16 protein-coding genes are annotated in these 19,019 nt (G+C 68.6%); 7 read left to right on the forward strand and 9 right to left on the reverse strand.

The genetic code is table 11. The features are described 5' to 3' along the window. The first annotated feature begins 98 nt into the window (after nt 1-98). The 4 genes from MNI96_RS10760 to MNI96_RS10775 are packed head-to-tail and all read left to right on the forward strand — an operon-like array spanning nt 99 to nt 5,536. Nucleotides 99-1,331, forward strand: coding sequence for a glycosyltransferase (locus MNI96_RS10760; RefSeq protein ID WP_249692906.1), 1,233 nt, complete (start codon nt 99-101; stop codon nt 1,329-1,331). After that, the gene (locus MNI96_RS10765) at nt 1,328-2,716 is read left to right on the forward strand and encodes a lipopolysaccharide biosynthesis protein (protein WP_249692907.1); all 1,389 of its coding nucleotides are present in this window, start codon (nt 1,328-1,330) and stop codon (nt 2,714-2,716) included. The genes MNI96_RS10760 and MNI96_RS10765 overlap by 4 nt, the downstream gene beginning before the upstream one ends. Beyond that, on the forward strand, nt 2,703-3,755 hold the full coding sequence (locus tag MNI96_RS10770; protein WP_249692908.1) for a glycoside hydrolase family 5 protein: 1,053 nt from the start codon (nt 2,703-2,705) through the stop codon (nt 3,753-3,755). The genes MNI96_RS10765 and MNI96_RS10770 overlap by 14 nt, the downstream gene beginning before the upstream one ends. Continuing rightward, nucleotides 3,752-5,536 (forward strand): alpha/beta hydrolase, encoded by a 1,785-nt coding sequence (locus MNI96_RS10775; RefSeq protein WP_249692910.1) that lies wholly within the window; start codon nt 3,752-3,754, stop codon nt 5,534-5,536. The genes MNI96_RS10770 and MNI96_RS10775 overlap by 4 nt, the downstream gene beginning before the upstream one ends. Here the strand turns inward: MNI96_RS10775 and MNI96_RS10780 are convergent. The 5 genes from MNI96_RS10780 to MNI96_RS10800 are packed head-to-tail and all read right to left on the reverse strand — an operon-like array spanning nt 5,521 to nt 11,403. Beyond that, nucleotides 5,521-8,001, reverse strand: coding sequence for a glycosyl hydrolase 2 galactose-binding domain-containing protein (locus MNI96_RS10780; RefSeq protein WP_249692912.1), 2,481 nt, complete (start codon nt 7,999-8,001; stop codon nt 5,521-5,523). The genes MNI96_RS10775 and MNI96_RS10780 overlap by 16 nt on opposite strands. A gap of 40 nt (nt 8,002-8,041) precedes the next feature. Next, entirely contained in the window at nt 8,042-9,037 is a 996-nt protein-coding gene (locus MNI96_RS10785) for a DUF1839 family protein (protein ID WP_249692914.1), read from the reverse strand. Between the two features lie 2 nt (nt 9,038-9,039). Further along, nucleotides 9,040-9,951, reverse strand: a complete 912-nt coding sequence (locus MNI96_RS10790) for an amino acid--[acyl-carrier-protein] ligase (RefSeq protein ID WP_249692916.1) — start codon at nt 9,949-9,951, stop codon at nt 9,040-9,042. 13 nt (nt 9,952-9,964) lie between these two features. Beyond that, entirely contained in the window at nt 9,965-11,146 is a 1,182-nt protein-coding gene (locus MNI96_RS10795) for an acyl-CoA dehydrogenase family protein (RefSeq protein ID WP_249692918.1), read from the reverse strand. Next, complete coding sequence (locus MNI96_RS10800; RefSeq protein ID WP_283776423.1) at nt 11,146-11,403, reverse strand: acyl carrier protein; 258 nt, start codon at nt 11,401-11,403, stop codon at nt 11,146-11,148. Before MNI96_RS10800 ends, MNI96_RS10795 begins: the two co-directional genes overlap by 1 nt. A 385-nt stretch (nt 11,404-11,788) precedes the next feature. Between MNI96_RS10800 and pcaF the strand changes: the two genes are divergently transcribed. After that, on the forward strand, nt 11,789-12,994 hold the full coding sequence (gene pcaF / locus MNI96_RS10805; protein ID WP_249692920.1) for a 3-oxoadipyl-CoA thiolase: 1,206 nt from the start codon (nt 11,789-11,791) through the stop codon (nt 12,992-12,994). 170 nt (nt 12,995-13,164) lie between these two features. Next, nucleotides 13,165-13,455, forward strand: coding sequence for a PilZ domain-containing protein (locus MNI96_RS10810; RefSeq protein ID WP_249692922.1), 291 nt, complete (start codon nt 13,165-13,167; stop codon nt 13,453-13,455). Nucleotides 13,456-13,457: 2 nt separating this feature from the next. On the opposite strand, the gene MNI96_RS10815 is transcribed toward MNI96_RS10810, so the two are convergent. From MNI96_RS10815 to MNI96_RS10830, 4 genes are all read right to left on the reverse strand, one after another. Then, nucleotides 13,458-14,276, reverse strand: a complete 819-nt coding sequence (locus MNI96_RS10815; protein WP_249692923.1) for a small ribosomal subunit Rsm22 family protein — start codon at nt 14,274-14,276, stop codon at nt 13,458-13,460. Then, nucleotides 14,273-15,343: a glycosyltransferase family 4 protein gene (locus MNI96_RS10820; RefSeq protein ID WP_249692925.1), complete on the reverse strand. Its 1,071-nt coding sequence runs from the start codon at nt 15,341-15,343 to the stop codon at nt 14,273-14,275. The genes MNI96_RS10815 and MNI96_RS10820 overlap by 4 nt, the downstream gene beginning before the upstream one ends. Continuing rightward, nucleotides 15,343-15,741, reverse strand: a complete 399-nt coding sequence (locus tag MNI96_RS10825; protein ID WP_249692927.1) for a 6-pyruvoyl trahydropterin synthase family protein — start codon at nt 15,739-15,741, stop codon at nt 15,343-15,345. Before MNI96_RS10825 ends, MNI96_RS10820 begins: the two co-directional genes overlap by 1 nt. Nucleotides 15,742-15,853: 112 nt before the next feature. Further along, nucleotides 15,854-16,756, reverse strand: coding sequence for a zinc-dependent alcohol dehydrogenase (locus MNI96_RS10830; protein WP_249692929.1), 903 nt, complete (start codon nt 16,754-16,756; stop codon nt 15,854-15,856). A 234-nt stretch (nt 16,757-16,990) separates the two neighbouring features. Between MNI96_RS10830 and mdoH the strand changes: the two genes are divergently transcribed. After that, nucleotides 16,991-18,883 carry a glucans biosynthesis glucosyltransferase MdoH gene (mdoH, locus tag MNI96_RS10835; protein ID WP_249692931.1) on the forward strand — a complete coding sequence of 631 codons (1,893 nt, stop codon included), beginning with the start codon at nt 16,991-16,993 and terminating at the stop codon, nt 18,881-18,883. Nucleotides 18,884-19,019: the final 136 nt, after the last annotated feature.

The raw sequence follows: 19,019 nt of genomic DNA on the forward strand, positions 1-19,019 counted from the left end.
CCGGAAATCGCTGCGAACACGGCCGATTAACATGTTTCGGCTAGTCAGGTGGTGAGTTGGAACCCGCAGGCACCAGACCCACGGAAACGCCCAGGCCGATGCGAATCTTGATGGCTTGCGCCGCCTTTCCTCCCTTCATGGACGGCGGGGGGCCCATTTCAGCCCTGATGCTGGCCCGCATGCTTGCGGGCGAGGGACATGTGCTGCGCGTCGTCAATGTCGCGGACGAGGAAGCCCTGGAGCAGGCCGACGGGTTCGAAGTCCGGCGCATTCGCTCGCCCAGCGTCTACTGGAACTACCGCCGGCCGCGCCCGACCTGGAAGAAGATCGCCTGGCATCTGCTGGAAAACGGCAATCCGCGTGCCTTCGCGGCGATGCGCCGCGAGGTCGCCGACTTCCGTCCCGACGTCCTGCTGACCGACAGCATCGAGAACATCAACGTGGCGTCCTGGGCGGCCGCCCGTTCGCTGGGGGTGCCGGTCGCCCACACGCTGCGCAGCGCCTTCCTGCTGTGCTGGCGCGGCGTCATGCAGAAGGCCGACGGGAGCAATTGCGATGGCCAGTGCGCCGGCTGCTGGCTCACCTCGCTCGGCAAGCGGCATTTCACCCGCTATGTCGACGCGGTCTGCGGCGAAAGCCGGGAGGTCGTCGCGCGGCATCTGTCGGCCGGCTATTTCCCCAATGCGGCGACCCGGCGCATTCCCGGTGCGATCGATCCGGTGCCCGGTGCGACTGCGCGGCGCTTTCCGCAAGACAGGCCGCTGCGCGTCGGCTTCCTCAGCGTCCATACCCCTTTCAAGGGGTTGCAGGTTCTGGCGCAGGCGGCCGCCTTGGCTGTCGCCTCTCGTCCCGTGGACTATGTTGTCGCCGGCACTTCGCCAGACGGCAGCGATGCTGCGGCACTGACGAAAGGTTTCCCGGCGGACAGGACCCGCTTCGTCGGTTGGGCCGATCCGGCAACCTTCTTCCCGCAGATCGACCTCTTGGTCTTTCCCTCCATCGGCCGCGAGGCGTTCGGCCGCGTGGCCATTGAGGCCTTCGCCCATGGCGTGCCGGTGCTCGGTTCCGATCTCGGCGGCATTGCCGAAACCGTCATTCCGGACCATAACGGCTTCCTGTTCCCGGCCGGCGATGCGGCATCGCTTGCCGCGCTGATCGAGCGGATCGCCGGCGACGGTGCGCTTTTCGAACGTTTGTCGCAGGCGGCGCTCGCCTCGGCGGAGCCCTATTACCGGCCGCGTGTGGCGGCCGCCTATACCCAGTTTCTGGAGACAGCAGTGGAACACGCGGCAGCGCGCGCCGGCGATGTGCGGGAGCAGGTGGCCTCATGATCGAGCGGATCCGCGCGATCGCCGCCGGCAAGGGCTTTCGGAAGATCTTCTGGTCCCTCGTCAGCCGAGGCAGCAGCACGGTGCTGAGCTTCGCCCTGCTGTTCGTGGCGAGCCATGTGCTCGATACGGACGAGTACGGCCTCTACATCTTCCTCTTCTCGGTCGGTTCTTCGCTCGGGTTGATTGCGGTCTTCGGCCAGCAGGTGCTGCTGATGAAGCACTTTCGATTGGCCAGCCACGCGCGCGGGGAAACCAACCAGTCGCTCCTCTACTACAATGCGCTGTGGCTCGGCATCGGCTGCGGCGGCCAGCTGCTGGCCGCTTTCGTCATCTGGCTGTTTTCCGACCGGCTTCCCTACCCGTACGACCACTTGCCCATCGCCTTGCTGTTCGGCGCGATCTTCACGCTCAGCGAGTACATGCAGAGCTATTTCATCGTCCATGCGCGCATCGTGCTGGCTCTTGTGCCGCGCGAAAATCTCTGGCGCCTGCTGTCTTGCCTGGCTCTGGCCGGCCTTGCCTGGGCGGGCCTGCTGCATACGGGCTCGGCTGCCATCGAGATCGTCACAGGCCTGCTCGCGCTGATGGTCGGCTACCAGTTCGTCCGTTTCGTCGCCCATGAGGGGCTCGGCTTCCTGCGCGCATCCGGCGCCCGGGCCGAGGTTCCCTCGCGCGAATGGCGGCGCGAGACGCTGACCTTCTCGGCCAACGGCTTTTTTTCCTCCGCCGCGCTCTATTTCGAGACGATCCTGATCGGCATTGCCATCGGTCTCGATGTGGCGGCCTTCTATTTCGTCGCCACCCGCATCGCCTCCCTGCTGATTCTGCCCGTGCTGGCGATTGACACGGTCGGCGTGCCGCTGATCTCGGCCCGCTTCCAGGAACGGGACCATGCCGGCGCGCAGAAGCTGGTCTCGATGCTGTCGGCCGGCAGTTTCGTCCTGGCCGCCATCGGCGGCGTCGTGCTGTTCGTGGTCGGCCCCTTCGTGCTGCATCTCTTCAATCCGGCCTTCGTGGAGCATTTCCCGGTCCTGGTTCTGCTGTCCATCGGGGCGATAGCCCATGCCTTCTTCGGACCCGGCACCTGGCTGATGATGATCGGCGGCGGCGAGGCCTATCTGCTCAAGGCGCGTAGCGTGGTCTTTGCGGTCTATCTCGGCATGCTCTTCGTGCTGGCCAGCCAGTTCGGACCGGAGGGCGTTGCCATGGCCGGGGTGCTCGAGCTGGTGACCCTGCACCTGATCTCGCGGCGCTGGGTCCTGCGCCACTGGCAGGTCGACAATGCGGCCACATCCTTCCTGATGCTGAGGTGGCGCGAGAGGCAGGCCGCGGCCGGAAAGGTCCGGAACCGGGCACTGGAGGCAGGCGACAATGGTCGTCCGTAGAACCATTGCCGGCAGCGTTCTCGTCTCGCTGCTGCTTGGCTCGCTTCCTGCGGCCGCCGCCGAGTGCCTGCGCGGAGCAAATGCGGCCGGAGCCGAGTTCGGCGAGGTCCTGCCCGGCGAGTTCGGGCGCCACTACATCTATCCCTCGGCCGAGACCCTGCGCTATCTGCACTCCAAGGGCATGAACGTCATCCGCCTGCCGTTCCGCTGGGAGCGCCTGCAGAAAAAGCAGTTCGCCGAGTTCGACGAGGTCGAGCTGAAGCGCTTGCAGGAGACGGTCGCCACCGCCACCGGCCTCGGCATGACGGTGGTGCTCGATCCCAGCAATTTCGCCATGTACTACCAGAAGAACATCGGCAGCGAGGATGTGCCCGTCGAGGCCTTCGCCGACTTCTGGCGCCGGCTCGCGCCGCTCTTTGCCGGCCGCGACGACATCATCTACCTGATCATGAACGAGCCGGCCTTCGTCACGGCGCAGCAATGGCTGCCGGCGGCGAACGCGGCCATCGCCGAGGTGCGCAAGGCCGGGGCGGACAATTTCATCCTCGTGCCCGGGACGATCTGGACCGCCGCCGTCCACTGGTACGCGGATCAGGAGGGCGGCTCGAACGCTGAGGTGATGCGCGGCGTCATCGACCCGATGAACCACTACGGCTTCGACATCCACCAGTATCTCGACGACGACTATTCCGGCACCAAGGCCGCCTGCAACAAGGTGGACGAGGCGATTGCCGGGCTGGAGCGCGTCACCGCCTGGATGGAGGAAACCGGCAACCGCGCCTTCCTCGGCGAGTTCGGCGGCCATGCCCGCCCGGATTGCTACCGCGGCCTTGCCCGTGTCGTCAGCCTGCTGAACTCGCGCCCCGACATCTGGACCGGCTGGACCATCTGGGCCGCCGGCGACTGGTGGGGCGACTACCCGCTTTCGGTCCAGCCGCTGGAAGACGGTCTCGACCGGCCGCAGATGGTGGCGATCGAGCCGTTCATCGCGCGCAAGACACCGGAGGAGCGCTCGTGCGAGTCGCTGCGCCGCCGATGACAGGTCTTGCCCTCGCCCCGCGCATTCCGGTGGCCTTCGCCGGGACGACCGGCCTGCTGGACATGGCCGGCGGCGATGTCGGCGTGGTGATCTGCGAACCCTGGGGCTACGAGGCGCAATGCGCCCGCCGCGCCCTGCGGGTCCTGTCCGACCGCCTGTCGGCGCTGGGTTGCCCGGTTCTGCGCTACGACCAGCCGGGTTCCGGCGATGCGCTCGCCGCCGGTGCCGATATCGGTGGGCTCGCCCCGTTCGACGCCGCGCTCGCCGCTGCCTGTGAGACGCTGCTGAGCGGCACCCGCGCCACCCGTCTCGTGCTGGTCGGTCTCGGCCTTGGCGCTGCCCTGTGCCTGCGCCATGCCGTCTCCCATCCGCAAACCGTGGCCGGCCTCGTTCTTCTGGCGCCCCCGGCCAAGGGTCGCGTGTGGCTGCGCGAGTTGCAGGCCCGCGCGGTGATGATCGGCGAGGTCACCGGTTCGGCTCCCGCGCCCGGCCCCGGCGAGGCGCTGCGCATCGCCGGCCTGCCCATGTCGCAGGCGTTGGCGGACGAGCTGCGCGCGCTCGACCTGACCGCGCCAGACGACATGCCCGCCTGCCCGGTCCTGGCGCTGGCGCGCGAGGGCCGCGCCGCGGAAGGGGCCCTGTGCGAGATGCTTGCCGCGGAAACCGGCAGCGAGGCCGGCATCATGTCCGGCTACGACGAACTGATGACCGATCCGACCGGCTCGCTCGTGCCGGAGGCGGATTTCGCCCGTGTCCTGTCCTGGGTGCAGCGCCTGCTGCCGCAGGCCGATGCCGCTCCCGCCGGCAATGGCGCGGCAACGCCGCCTGCCGCCAGGCTTGCCGGCCCGTCCTTCACGGAGACGTTGTGCCTCTTCGGCCCGCAGGAGGCGATGGTCGGCGTCTGGTGCGCGCCCGCCCGGTCCGATCCGCAGGCCCTGCCGGTGATGCTGCTCAATGCCGGCGGCAACCCGCGTGCCGGCTGGGCGCGCGGCGGGGTGGAGCTCGCCCGTTCGCTCGCGGCGTCCGGCATCGCCTCCTTCCGTTTCGACATCGCCGATATCGGCGACAGCCGCCCGCTCCCCGACGGGCCGGCGGTGGTCCACTATCACGCAGGCCTGCCGGCGCAGCTGTCGGCGGCCATCGATCTGTGCGAGGCGATGGGCGGCGGCGACCGCGTCGTGGTAGCTGGCAATTGCGGCGGCGCCTATCTGGCGCTCAACGGCGCCTTGACGGACACGCGCATCGCTCATGTCGTCGCGGTCAATCTCCAGCGCTTCCTGTGGGATCCGCGCGACGATGTCGCCGAGGTGCTCCGCTTCGGCCACAGCTCGGCGAGCGAGTACGGCCGCAAGCTGTTCAGCGCCGAGAAGTGGAAGCGGGTGCTGGCTGGAAAGTCCGACCCGCTCGGCATCCTGCGCAGCCTTGCGGTGCGGGCCTGGCGGCAGGGCGAGCGGCGCCTGGCGCCCTGGTTGTTCGGCCTTGCGCCCTTCTCGCGGCTCTATCGTCAGGTGCATGCCAATCTGGCGGCGCTGGCGCTGCGCGGCGTTGCCATCGTCCTCGTCTTCAGCGAGGGCGATCCGGGGCTTGCGCAGCTCGACACGTTCTTCGGCGAAGGCTGGAAGCGCCTAGCCGCCTATCCGAATATCGAAGTCGCGATGATCCCGGATGCGGACCACAATCTCACGCCGGACGCGGCGCGTCTGGCGCTGCGCGAGCAGGTGATCGGCGCGGCCCTGGCCGAGGCCACGAGCGAAGCCGCGGGCGCTCAGCCCGCCGCGTAGGGCACCGGCTGGCCGCCGAGCGGCAGAACCTGCCCCTGCGGCCTTGCATCGCCCGGCGTACCCGGTCGCCGGCGCAGCGCCACCATCTTCACATGCCCCGGCGCCAGGTGGAACCAGTTGTCGAGCGCCAGGAACGCCTCGTCGCGGATCGACACGCTCTGCGCGATCCTGTCGCTCGAAAGCCTCAGGCACCAGCCGCCATCCGCTGTCGCGAACGCCTCGGCGGAGATCTTCGCCCCGCGCGCCGACGCCTTGCGCCCGAGCGGGAAGTGGAAGGCCTCGTCCAGCACCGCTTCGGTGTCGGGATCGAGCACCTGCACATGCACGCAGTCGTGCGAGGGCGGGCCGAAGCGGAAGGCGAAAGTCGTGTCGAAGAAGGCGCCGATCAGCCGGGTCGCCGGCAGGGTGAGGCTGCCATGCGCAGGCATCTCCACCACCTCCGAGCCGCTTGCCACCGGCATATGCCCCTCGCGCAGGCATGCGATCTCGATCCGCATCGCCCGCGCGACGGGTGTGTCGTTCTGCAGGTGGATGTCGAGCCCGTTGGTGCCCTCGTCGGTCACGGTGAGCCGCAGCGGCGCAAACGCCCGGCGCAACCCGTGCCAGGCGGATTTCGGCGTGCCGTCATGGGCGACGACGCCCCAGCCGGCCCCCGGCATCAGGTCCTGGAAGGTCCACACCAGCGCGCCGCCGCAGCCCGATCCCTTGCGCCGCCATTCGGCGAAACTCGTCTCCATCACCTCGGCGACGGCCGCCCGGCCGTGGTCCAGATAGGAAGCCGGATCGCCGTAGCGCAGGTCGAGCAGATCGATGCCGTAGAGCTCGCGCACATAGTGATCGCGCACGTCCTCGAAGTCCCAGCCGACATCCCGGTCGCGCGGCACGCCGCGCTTCCAGTCCGGATGGTGGCAGGGCGCGAGCTCCGAGACGGCCCCCGGCTCCGGCACGTTGGAAAAGGCGAGGCATTCGCCGGCAAAGCGCACATGCGCCCGCCTGGCATCTTCCAGCGGCCGGCGATAGGCGCCGACGCCGTAGTAATGGGCAATCCCTGCATTGGGCGAGAACGGCATGGCGCCGCCGCTCGGCGAGTTCGGCACATAGGGCACGTCGGGCCGTGCGCTTGCCGCTGCGCCGGGCAGGATCTCCTCGGTCAGCGCCCCGCGCCAGCGCTCCTCGGGCAGGCCCATCATCGCGCCCTGCTGGTGCATCTCGCTGCCGCCGCACACGACGGCCAGCGACGGGGAGGCACTTGTCCTGCCGAGCAGGTCCGATGTTTCGCGGGCGACTTTCGCCGCGAATTCCGGATCGCTCGCCGGATAGTCGAAATTGGCGAAGGGCAGGTCCTGCCACACGAGAATGCCGAGCGCGTCGCACAGCTCGAAGAAGGCGGGGCTTTCCGGCGCCATCGTTCCGCCGATGCGCAGCATGTTCATATGCGCATCGCGCGCCAGTTCCAGCCAGGGACGATAGGCGTCGCGGGTGCCGGGCAGGGCGGAGATATCGGCGCTGGTCCACACCGCACCGCGGCAGAACACCGGCACGCCGTTGACGAGGAGGCCAAAACCGTTGCCGTCCGGCCCCCGGTCCACCTCGATCCGACGGAAGCCGGTGCGTGCCAGCAGCAGCTCGCGCCCTTCGCCGACGAGCCGGACCTCATGCAGGCGCGGCGTTCCGTGCGTGTGCGGCCACCAGGATTCGATATCGGGGAGGTCGAGCGTGGCGGCAAGCTTGCCGTCCGCTTGCTGTTCCAGCGGCGCCTCCACGCCGGCACAGGCAATGCGCGCGGGGCCCGCAAACCCGTCGCCGGGCCGCAGCGAAACGGCGAGCTGCCCGGTGCCGTCCTCGCGCAAGGCGGAGCGGATCGACACATCGTGCAGCAGCACATCGGAGCACGCGGCGAGCGTCATCCCTCGCCAGGGGCCGACCGCATGCACGCTCGGGCACCAGCCCGGTATGTGGCCGAGCAGGGTACTGCGCACCATGCGAAGTCCCGGCTCGTCGACAAGGCGTGTGCGCCAGCGTGCGCGCGGACCCTTGCGGGCGAAATGCGGCGTGAGCGCGCGAAAACAGAACATCAGCTCTGCGGGGCCCTCGAGATCGCACTCGACCTGAAGCGGCTGATACATGCTGTCGGAGGACAGCAGCGGCGCGCCGTCGATCCAGGCCTCGCAGACCGTCGCCAGTCCGTCGCAGCGCAAGACATGCGTCCCGGGCTTGGTCGGAGCGACGCTGCAACGATACCAGACGTCCTTGTCGTGCAGCGGCATCGGCGTCTCGCGCGAAAACCGACCTGCCGCCTCCAGCGCGGCCGCAGCCGTTCCCGGCACCGTGGCCGGAACCCACTCGGCGGCGCCCGCGTCCATCTCGGCGGGCGTCGTCCAGGCACCCTCCGGCGTCACGCAGAGCTGCCAGTCGGCGTTGGCGAGACGGTTCCCGGCCTCGGGCAGGGTGGCAAGGTCGATCATCTGGCTCCCCGGTACTGGGCAGTCCCGCGCGGCCGCAGCGTCACGCGGCGAGCGTGCGCAGGCGGGAGGGAAGTTTCTCTTCCAGCCCCGTCATCAGCGTGTCCCAGGCCGCTGCCGCCGGGGTCAAGGCCTCGTCGAGCCCGGAAAAGCGTTTTCGCGCCAGCGCCCTTGCCAGCTGGAACTGCAGCGTCTTGCAGCATTCGGAGATGGCTCGTGCCGCGCCGGCCTCCGCCGCAAGGCTGCCGTCCTCGGCAAGCCAGTCGAGATGGCTCGCCGCCAGCTCGAAATTGGCGCCCGCCTGGCGCAGCGTGTTGAACGCGTATTTGTGGAAGGCCTCGAAGGGACGCTCCGACAGGGCCTCGATCTCGGCCGCGAAGCCCGATGCATAGACGGCAAAGGGATTGTCCTTCGGCCGCCGGGCCAGATGCCCGGCAAGCAGCTTCCAGGCGGTCTCGCGCGGATCGCCGGCCGGTGCAGCCTCGGGGAATTTCGCGAATTCGGTATAGGGCAGGAAGGGGAGGGGCTGGGCGTGTTCGCCGCGCTGGAACACGCCGTCGAAGTCCTCGCCTTCCAGTTCGAAGAAGCCGGCATTGTGGAAGTAGCGCAGACGCTTGGCGCCTTCGTCCAGCGCGGTGATCGCCACCGTCGTCTTGCCGTGCTCGATGCGGTAGCTGACGCCCTGCGTGTCGGGCAGGAAATAGCTGTCCACCTCGACGAGGCAGAGCCGGCCGCGGGCGATCTGCGTCGCCACATGCCGCTCGACCGGCTCGTAGACGGCCAGTTCCGTCGCACGGATGCCGTAGAGTGCCTCGAGATCCTCCAGCGGCACCTTGAAGAAGGTGAACTGGTCGCCCTCGAAATCCTGCGTCACGGTGAAGCCGAGCATCGCCTCCACCGGCAGGCCGAGCGCATGCAGCACCTCGATCCACAGATCGACATAGCAGTTGGTCTCCGGCCACATCCGCCCCGCGTCATGCAGGGGATGCGGCCGGTAGCCGTCGGCCCGAAGGGCGGCGAGCCTGTCGAATGCGGGCATGGTCAGCCCCACAGCGCCTTGCGCACGTCCGCCGGCCAGTCGGCCGTCTCCAGCCCATGGCGGGCGAAGAGCGCAAGCGTGATCCGCTCCAGGCCGAAGCCGACGCAGGCCGTGTGCGCGGTCGCGCCGTCGGCGGTCGTGAGGCCCCAGGTCGTGCCGAAATGGTCCTGGTGGTAGTTGAAGCTGAGGCAGGCGGTCTTGTTGGCCGACGAGGTCACCGGGATCAGCAACTCGAACTTCAGCTTCTGCTCGCGCTGGCTGTTGCCCATCATCTTGCCGGCGCGGCCGAAGAACGGATCGTTCGCCGTGTCCAGCTCGACATCGAGGCCGACGGCGGAGATCAGCTTCTGCCCGCGCTCCATCCAGTCCTCGCGGAATTCCATCACCTGGTCCGGCGTGCCCATGCGCACGAACTCGCGCATGCGGAACAGCTGCATGCGGGCCGGGTCCTTCGAGGGCTCGTGGCGGAAGCAGTAGGACTGCAGGTCGAACAGCCCGCCGCCGGCCGGCAACGGTCCGCGCTTGGCCACCACCGGATAGAGCGGGTAGCAGGCGGCCGGCGTCAGCACCACGTCGGTGGCCTTCTGTCCTTCCGTCCAGTCGCCGCCCTCGGCGATGCACTGCAACAGGTTCATGTGGTCGAGCTCGCAGCCGCAGAAGCTGTGCACCGTGCCGGCCAGCTGCGGGAAGCTCTTCATGTAGCCGGAGCCTTCGAAATGCTTGCGGTTCATGCCCGGCGGGAAGCGGATCACCTCCGGGCGCGCGTCTGCCGGCGCATGGGCGTCGATCAGCTTCTCGAAGCGCGCGATCACGTCCTCGAAGGCGCCGCTGCGGCCATAGAGGCCGTCGATGCCGGTATCGATCAGCAGGCCGGCGTCGAGCAGCCGGTCGAGCAGCGAGCTCTGCATGTCCATGGGTCCCTCCCGATCAGCCGTAAAGGCTGGTGTCCTGCTTGTGCACGAGCAGCATGGTCGACGTGTTGCCGAGAATGCGGTCGTTGGAGATCATCAGCTGGGCCGAATGCGCATCGCGCAGGTGCCGGCCGAGGCTGTAGGGCGTGCCGTTCTTGTAGGCGAGGATGCCGCAGATCAGCATGCAGTGATTGATGATCGACAGGATCGTCTGCGAACTGGCGATCTTCAGGTTGTTCATTGCCACGGCAAAGCTCATGGCCGAGAGCTTGTCCTCGTCGAGCCGCGCCGCGTCGTATTTCTCGATGGCCGCCACGATGCTGGCCTTGACGCCCTGCAGCAGGGCCGAGGCCTCGGCGACGCGCAGCGCGCCGGGCGGCGCCTGGTCGGGGCTGCGGCGGGCGGCGGCGCGCACGAAGGCCTGCGCCTTGGCGAAGGCATCGGCGGCGATGCCGTACCACACCGCGCTCCACAGGATGTGCGAATGGGCGAGCATCGATTGCGCGGCGATCTCGGCGAAGGGTCGGGGCAGGATCTGCTTCGCCGGCGCCTCGCCCTTGAACAGGAAGCCGTCGGAGCAGGTGCCGCGCATGCCCAGCGTGTCCCACACATGGGTGCGCTCGAGCGTGTACTGGTCCTTCAGGAAGACGGTCATCACCTGGTCGCTGGAGGCGGCTTGCGGGTGCGCGCGCGAGGTGATCAGAATGGCGTCGGCCTCGGTGCCGTAGGAGATGACGGTGGCGTCCTTCTGCAGCCGGCAGGTGTCGCCGTCCACCTCGATCGCGCAGATCGAGTTGCGCAGGTTGCCGCCGATGCCCCCTTCCGTCGTTGCCGAGGCGAGCAGCAGCTGTTCGGCCGCGACGCGGACCATGAAGCCGCGGTGCCAGTCGTCCTCCTCGCCGTGGCTGACCAGGCTCGAGACCTTGATCTGGTGCATGGCGAAGACCATCGCGGCCGCGGCGCAGGCCTGCCCGAGAATGGCGCAAAGCTCGGAAATCTCCGCGACCGACGCGCCGTCGCCGCCCAGCTCCACCGGGATCTGGCATCCCAGCAGCCGTTCGTGCCGCATCGCATCGACCGCCTCGCGCGGGAAGCGCGCCGCGGTGTCGACCGCATCCGCATGGGTGGCGGCGATCGCTGCCACCCGCCGCATGCGCTCGCACAGCGTCATGGCCTTTGCGGAGCCGAGCACGGTCATCACGCCACCTGCTCGTCCGGTGCGAGTTCGGCCACCGCCGAGGAGATCGCGCCGATACTGGAGAAGGTCTTGCGGTTGAGCATGGTCTCGGGGAACTCGATGTCGAACCGCTCTTCCAGCGCCAGCATCAGCTGCACGGATGCGAAGGACGACAGGCCCGCGGCATAAAGATCCGCGTCGTCGGCCAGCGTGGCGACATCCACCGGAAGCTTGCCGTGGCTGGCGATGATCTGTCGCACGTCTTCGATGATCGGCATTGTCATGCTCCTGTAGATTTCGCGCAAGATGAAATGTTTTGTCCGGAGTTCCGGCGTTGCCCGTGTTGTCGCACGTCCTCATTGAAAATATCTAAATGTGAATACAGACGAGTTCCCTAAATTTCTTAAGGTTAATGCGGAATTTTTACCCGGAAGGATCGTATTCGGGCTGCCGGAATGGACGCTGGCCGGCGCACGCAGCCGCGTGTCCGGCCCGGCTCCGGGGCGATCGTGTCTGCGCAGGGCTCTCGTCCTGCATCTGCTGTTTTAATTGACCGTCCGGTCGATCAATTATTATATGCCGACGAGGGGCGTTGACGCCCGCCTGCGGGGCGGGGAAAAAGACGCCGGCAATAACGGTCCGGGCGGACCAGGGAGGTCTTTGATGCGCAATGCCTATATCGTCGACTATGTCCGCACGCCGATCGGCCGCTTCGGCGGCGCGTTGTCTTCGGTGCGGGCGGACGATCTCGGTGCCGTGCCGATCCGCGCCCTGGTCGAGCGCAATGGCGGCGTCGACTGGGCGCGCGTCGACGATGTCGTCTACGGCTGCGCCAACCAGGCGGGCGAGGACAACCGCAATGTCGCGCGCATGGCAGCGCTTCTTGCCGGCCTGCCGGTCGAGGTGCCCGGCACCACGGTCAACCGCCTGTGCGGCTCGGGCATGGATGCGGTGATCATGGCCGCCCGTGCCATCCGCACCGGCGAGGCGGATCTGATGATCGCCGGCGGCGTCGAGAGCATGTCCCGTGCGCCCTTCGTCCTGCCCAAGGCCGACAGCGCCTTTTCCCGCCATGCGGAAATCCACGACACCACCATCGGCTGGCGCTTCGTCAATCCCGTGATGAAGGCGCAATACGGCATCGATTCCATGCCGGAGACGGCGGAAAACGTCGCCGAGGACTACAGCATCGCGCGTGCCGACCAGGATGCCTTCGCCGCCCGCTCGCAGGACCGCGCCGTTGCGGCCCAGGAAAACGGCCGTCTCGCCCGCGAAATCGTCCCGGTCACCATCCCGCAGCGCAAGGGCGATCCCGTCGTCGTCGAGCGCGACGAGCACCCGCGTGCCGGCACCACGGCCGAAAAGCTCGCCAAGCTGCCGACGCCGTTCCGCCAGGGCGGATCGGTGACCGCCGGCAACGCGTCGGGCGTCAATGACGGCGCCGCCGCGCTGCTGATCGCCTCCGAAGAGGCGGTGAAGGCCTACGGCCTGACGCCGATCGCCCGCATCCTCGGCGGTGCGACGGCGGGCGTGCCGCCGCGCGTCATGGGCATCGGCCCGGTGCCGGCGACGCGCAAGCTGATGGCGCTGCTCGGCCTGTCCATTGCGGATTTCGACGTCGTCGAGTTGAACGAGGCCTTCGCGGCCCAGGGGCTGGCGGTGATGCGCGAGCTGGGACTGGCGGACGATGCTGCCCACGTCAATCCGAATGGCGGGGCCATCGCGCTCGGACATCCGCTCGGCATGTCGGGCGCGCGCATCGTCGGCACGGCCGCATTGGAGCTGGCCGAGCGCGGCAAGGCCCGCGCGCTTGCCACCATGTGCATCGGCGTCGGCCAGGGCATCGCCTGCGCCATCGAGCGCGCCTGACGCCGCCTCGCCGCTCCGTGCAGGGGCGCAATGTCAGAAGCGGAATGGCAGGGGAAAAATTTCCTGCGATCTCTTGACGTTCGGTGGTCCGGGGGCCGACAACCGAAGCGTGGTTCCGGAACTGGGGCAGACTGCGGCTCTCTTGCCGCAACCGGAATGTGGAGATCGATATGGCAGAGGGCGAGGACGAGGCCCGGCGCAGCAGCCGGGTCAGGACTCTCAAGCAGGGGCGGCTCGTTCTGGCGGGCAAGGGCGGTTTCGGCATCGACTGCCGGATCGTCAATCTTTCCGCCCATGGCGCCCGGCTGAAGCTGGAAACGCCGCTGACCCGCAGCGAGGCTGTCGACCTCGTCTTCCTTCCCGAGAACATCCGCACCCCGGTCAAGGTTATCTGGCAGGAAGACAACCTCATGGGGGTGGAGTTTTCCGAGCCCCTGACCTGGCTGAAGAACCTGACCTGATCCTAGGTCGAGGGCAGGGCGGCAAGGTCGAAATGGCCGACCCGGGTCACCAGCTCGCCTGAGCGGATCTGCTCCAGCCGCAGCGAAAGCCACGCCTCCACGTCCGCCGCATCCGCGCCGGTTTCGCGTGCCGCCTGCGCCCAGCCCTCCACCAGCATCGTCTGGAACGCGCTCTCGCCGGGCAGGGCTTCCCAGTCGGCTGCCCCCTCCTCGACATGCAGGCCCGCCTTGCGGAAGGCCGCTGCCGCATGGGCATGCGCCTTCGGCCCCAGCGCCGGGCCGAAGCCCTTGTCGCTGCCCTGATGCGCCAGCATCCCCGCGCGCACCGTCTCGTCGAACGGATGCGCAGGCTCCAGCGACTGCCGCCCGTCATAGGTGAGCATGGCAAGGAACGGCAGGCCCCGTCCGGCCAGCGTCTCAGCCAACCCGTCGATCCATTGCGCCGAGACGAGGTCGAGGAAGGCGGAGGTCGTCACCGCATCGATCCCGGACAGCAGCTCGGCCGGAAGCCCCGGCGCAAGATCCGCCGCGACGATCTCGGCCGCCAGTCCGTCGCGTTCGGCCATCTCGCCGGCCAGCGCCATCAGCACCGGATCGTGCTCGGCGAGCCGCCAGCTGGTGGGAAAGCGCAGATGCGGGTGCAGCGCGCGCATGGTCGCGCCGGTTCCCGCGCCCAGGTCGAGGATCACCAGCGGCGCGTCGCCCTTCTTGCGGGCGCATGCCTCGAGGTGATCGAGAAAGGCCTCGCGCACGGCCGCGTTGCGCGCCCGCAGGTCGGCCGGCTCGCGCGCCGAAAGCCAGTCGCCGGAAAAGCCGCTCATCGTCCAATCTCCGCAATCAGGGCGGCGAGCCGCCGGGCCTGGTCCTGCCAGCCCGGCAGGCCCTGCGCATGGGCGCGTGCCGCCTGTGCCATGGTTTCGGTGCGCCGCGGATCGTCTGCCAGCTGTCGGATCGCCGAACCGACGGCAGCCGCATCGCCGGCCTCGCACAGGAGGCCCGCCGCGGTCGGCACGGTATCGCGCACTGCGCCCGCGCCGGTCGCGATGACGGGAAGTGCGTGCGCCATCGCCTCGACGAAGGCCATGCCGTAGCCTTCGTAGAGCGTCGTCAGCGCGAAGGCATCCGCCTCGGCGTAAAGCGCGTCGAGCGCTGCCTTCGGCAGCGCCCCGTGCAGGCGCACCTGCTGCGACAGCCCGAGCCGGTCGATCTCCGCGCGCACCCGGCTCGCGTGGGCCGGGTCGAGATCGGCGCTGCCGGCGATGTCCAGCGTGATCCGCGTGTCGCGCAGGTCGGCAAGGGCCGCCAGCAGCGTCGGGTGATCCTTGCGCGGCACCAGCGAGCCGACCGACAGCAGCCGGAACGGATCGCCCGGTTGCCGGGCGCGCCGCGTGCGCGGCGGGGGCAGGACGAGGCCCGGCTCCAGCACGCTCACGCGCTCGCGGGCCACCCCGAATTCGGCCGCGACGGCGGCCGCTGTGGTCGGGCTTGTCGTCACCACATGGCGTGCCAGCGCCAGCGCCCGGCGCTCGCTGGCATGCAGCTCCGCCGCCCGCATCGGCGGCACCCCGCTCTCATGGGCCAGCGGGTGGTGGACGAGGGCGATCAGGCGCAGCCTCCGTGCATGCGGGGCGGCGATGGCATCCATCACGCCGAAGGCCAGCCCGTCGATCATCACGACCTCGCCGTCGGCTAGCCCGGCGAGCAGACGCTCGCCGGCTGCCAGCGTGGCCGGCGAGGGCGCGGGATAGCCCTCGCCCAGCGTCAGCGCCGTCACCTTTGTGCCTCCGGCCTCAAGCGCGGCAAGCAGCTCGCGGTCGTAGACATAGCCGCCGGTCGGCGTCTCCAGCCGGCCCGGATAGAGAAAAGTGAGCCGGGCTGCCGCCGTCATCAGATCTTGCCTTCGTACCAGGCCCGTGCGGCATGGGATTCGTGCAGCGTCACGCGGATCGAGGTCAGCTCGTTGCCGGGACGTCCGAGCCGGTTCTCGCGCGCGGCCCGCGCCAGCGCGTCGAAGATGTGGCGGCTCAGGAACTCGGTGGTGGTGTTCTTGCCCTTGAACTCCGGCACGTCGTCGAGATTGCGGTAGTTCAGCGGCGTCAGCGTCTCCTTGAGCACCTCATGGGCGCGGCCGATGTCGATGACGATGCCGTTTGCGTCGAGTTCTTGCGAAAAGAACGCGGCATCGACGACGAAGGTCGCACCGTGCAGCTGCTGCGCGGGGCCGAAGACGTCGCCCTTGAAGGAATGGGCGATCATGATGTGGTCGCGGACTTCGACGGCGTGCATGTGTCGGGATCTCCTGTTGGAACCGGGCGGAGGCGGGAGGGCTGGTGACGTTACGCAAGACGGCCGCGTCCGGGTCGGTGCGGCGCGCATGTGACGTCGAATTGCGCCGACATCAGGGCGCGGCGGACGTCTCGCCGTTGTTTTTCACGTCGTTTTCCGCCCCGTGGCGGATCGGCTGCGCCAACACCTGAACCCGGCCGGCAAAGATCTCCGGCAGCCGGACGGGCGCCTCCTCGATGGAAATCGGCGCCGAGATCAGCACGTCGAGCGCCGGGTCACGCAGAAGTGACAGGGCCGTCTCCATGCGCCGGCGATAGGTCCAGCGCGCCTGTCGGTCGGGCGGCAGGCTGCCGACCTGGCTGGAGCGCAGCGTCAGCCGCCGGCTGTGGAAGCCGCCGCCCAGATGCGCGGTAACGGGCTTGGCGCCGTACCAGCTCATCTCCACCACCTTCGCCTCGCGTCCGGCCAGGGAAAGTGCGGTGTCGAGGCCGGAGGGGTGGCCGCTGGTGTGGAAGACGAGATCCTGCTCGGGCGGCGCTTCGCCCGGCAGCGCAAACCCTGCGCCGAGCGCGCGGGCGCAGGGTTCCTTCGCCGGATCCGTGTCGACGACCGTCACCCGTGTGCCGGGCAGGCGGGTGGCCAGATAGGCGACCAGCAGCCCGACGACCCCGCCTCCGACCACGGCAACGTGATCTCCCGGTGAGGCGCCGCCGTCCCATAACCCGTTGAGCGCGGTCTCCATGTTGGCCGCCAGGATCGCCCGCACCGCGGGCACGCCGCCTGGAACCGGCACGGCGGCGGAACCGGAAACGGCGAAATGGGTTTGGTGGGGATGGAGAACGAAAACGGTTTCGCCGGTTCGGGCCGGATCGCCCTCGACGATTTCGCCGACACAGGCGTAGCCATACTTGACCGGGAAGGGGAAATCCCCCTCCTGGAACGGCGCGCGCATGCGCTGCCATTCGCTTTCCGGCACCGCTCCGGTGAACACAAGCCGCTCGGTTCCAAGGCTCACGCCGCTCCACAAAGTGCGAACCAGCACTTCGTCCCCAGCCGGCCTCCGCACATCCTGCGGGCGCAATTCCAGCGTTTCCGGACCCGTGGTCCAGAGCGCTTGTGCGTTGCAAGAAAATTTATTCGGCATGCTGCGCTGCGTCACAAATCCTCCTTAGTCCGGGGCAACGTATAGCGCAACAGACGGAGCTGGGCATCCGCTATCGCCGACCATCTGTTTACGAGGTTGTGTTTCATGTTCCAGAGCAGGTTGCCGACTTACCTCACACCGGATTCCTCCGGCAACGGCGTCATTGCGCCGTCCCCGGACCTTCACCAGGCTGCGCCCGCCGATGCCGCAAGGCTCGCGCGCCGGCGCGCCGTGTTCGCCACCCTCGTGCTCGCCACCATCGCCGGTTTGACCGCGCTGCTGGGCCTCGCCTTTTCCGGCGACGGCGGCATCACCTGGGCCGAGTGGCTGATGATCGGCTGCTTCCTGCTGACCTTGCCCTGGACGGCAATCGGCTTCTGGAATGCGGTGATCGGCCTGTCGGTCATGCGCCTGTCGCGCGACCCGCTCGCCGCCGTCTCGACCCTGCGTCCGGGCGATGCCGCCCGCGACAGCACCGCCTCGACCGCCATTCTGTCCTGCATCCGAAACGAGGATGTGGAGGACGTCGCCGCCTCGCTGGACGCGATGGCGGCGGACCTGGTGCGCTCGGGCCGCTCCGCCGGCTTCACGCTCTATGTCCTCAGCGACACCAATGTCGAGGAGATCGCCGACCGCGAGGAGCGCGCCTTTGCCGAACTGGCCGCGCGCTGGGAGGGCCGCCTTCCGGTGCTCTACCGCCGCCGGTCGGAGAATCCAGGCTTCAAGGCCGGCAACATCCGCGACTTCCTCGACCGCTGGGGCGCCGCGCACGACTATGCCATCGTGCTCGATGCCGACAGCTTCATGTCGGCCAATACGATGCTCGACATGGTCGCGCGCATGGACGCAAACCCGCGCGTCGGCATCCTGCAGACGCTGGTCGTCGGCATGCCGACCACCAGCGCCTTCGCCCGCATCTTCCAGTTCGGCATGCGCCTCGGCATGCGCTCCTACACGCTGGGCAGTGCCTGGTGGCAGGGCGATTGCGGTCCCTATTGGGGCCACAACGCGATCCTGCGGGTGGCGCCTTTCGCCGAGCACTGCCATCTGCCGAAGCTGCCGGGCAAGGGCCCGCTCTCCGGCTGGGTGCTGAGTCACGACCAGGTCGAGGCGGTCCTGATGCGCCGCGCCGGTTACGAGGTGCGCGTGCTTCCCGTCGAGGGCGAGAGCTTCGAGGAGAACCCGCCCAACATGCTGGAGTTCATCCGCCGCGAGCTGCGCTGGTGCCAGGGCAATCTCCAGTACATCAAGCTGCTCGGCCTGCCGGATCTCAAGCCGGTCAGCCGCGTCCAGCTGTTCCTGGCGATCCTGATGTTCGTCTCCGCTCCGGCCTGGCTGACCTTCATGGCGACCGGCGCGGTGCTGGTGGCCTTCGGCAGCGGCGAACTGATCCGGTTCGATATGACGGCGGGCTTCGCGCTCTTCGTCATCGTCGTGACGATGATCTTCGCGCCGAAGATCTCCACCTTCCTCGACATCCTGGCCGACAGGAAGCTGCGAACCGCCTTTGGCGGCGGCCTGCGCGTTACGGCAAGCTGGGTGACCGAGCTGGTCTTCTCCATGCTGATGGCGCCGATCATCGCGGTTGCCGTCACGCTCTTCGTCGCTGGCCTGCCCTTCGGCAAGGCCATCGGCTGGGGTGCGCAGATCCGCGACAACCGCACCCTGCCGCTCGGCCTGTGCGCCTCCAAGCTGTGGCCGCAGACCCTGTTCGGCCTGGCCGGCTTCGTGTGGGCCTTCGCCTTCACCCCGGATCTGGTCTGGCCGCTGCTGCCGGTCATTCTCGGCCCGGCTTTCGCCGTGCCGCTGGCCCGCCTGACCTCCGGCGACACCGCCGGCCGTCTGGCGCTTGCCTCGCATCTGTGGCGTTTGCCGGAGGAGGTCACGCCGGCCGACTGCCTGCTGCCGCTGCGGCTTCCCGCCCATGCCTCGCTCGGCGTCTCCTTCGGCGGAGCGCACGGCGGCATGGCGCCGGATCTCGCCCGCGCCGACGGCTGAACCTGCGACCGCGTCCCGGCGGATCACTCCGGCCTCGCGCTGCGGTGATCCGCCGTGCCCGTCCTGTCGCGGGCCGTTGATTTGAGCGGATCGGGCCTTTGCGGCACGTTGGTCCTCGCCGCCGGGCGCATCGTCC

This window comes from Stappia sp. WLB 29, assembly GCF_023507705.1.
In the GTDB taxonomy this organism is placed as follows: domain Bacteria; phylum Pseudomonadota; class Alphaproteobacteria; order Rhizobiales; family Stappiaceae; genus Stappia.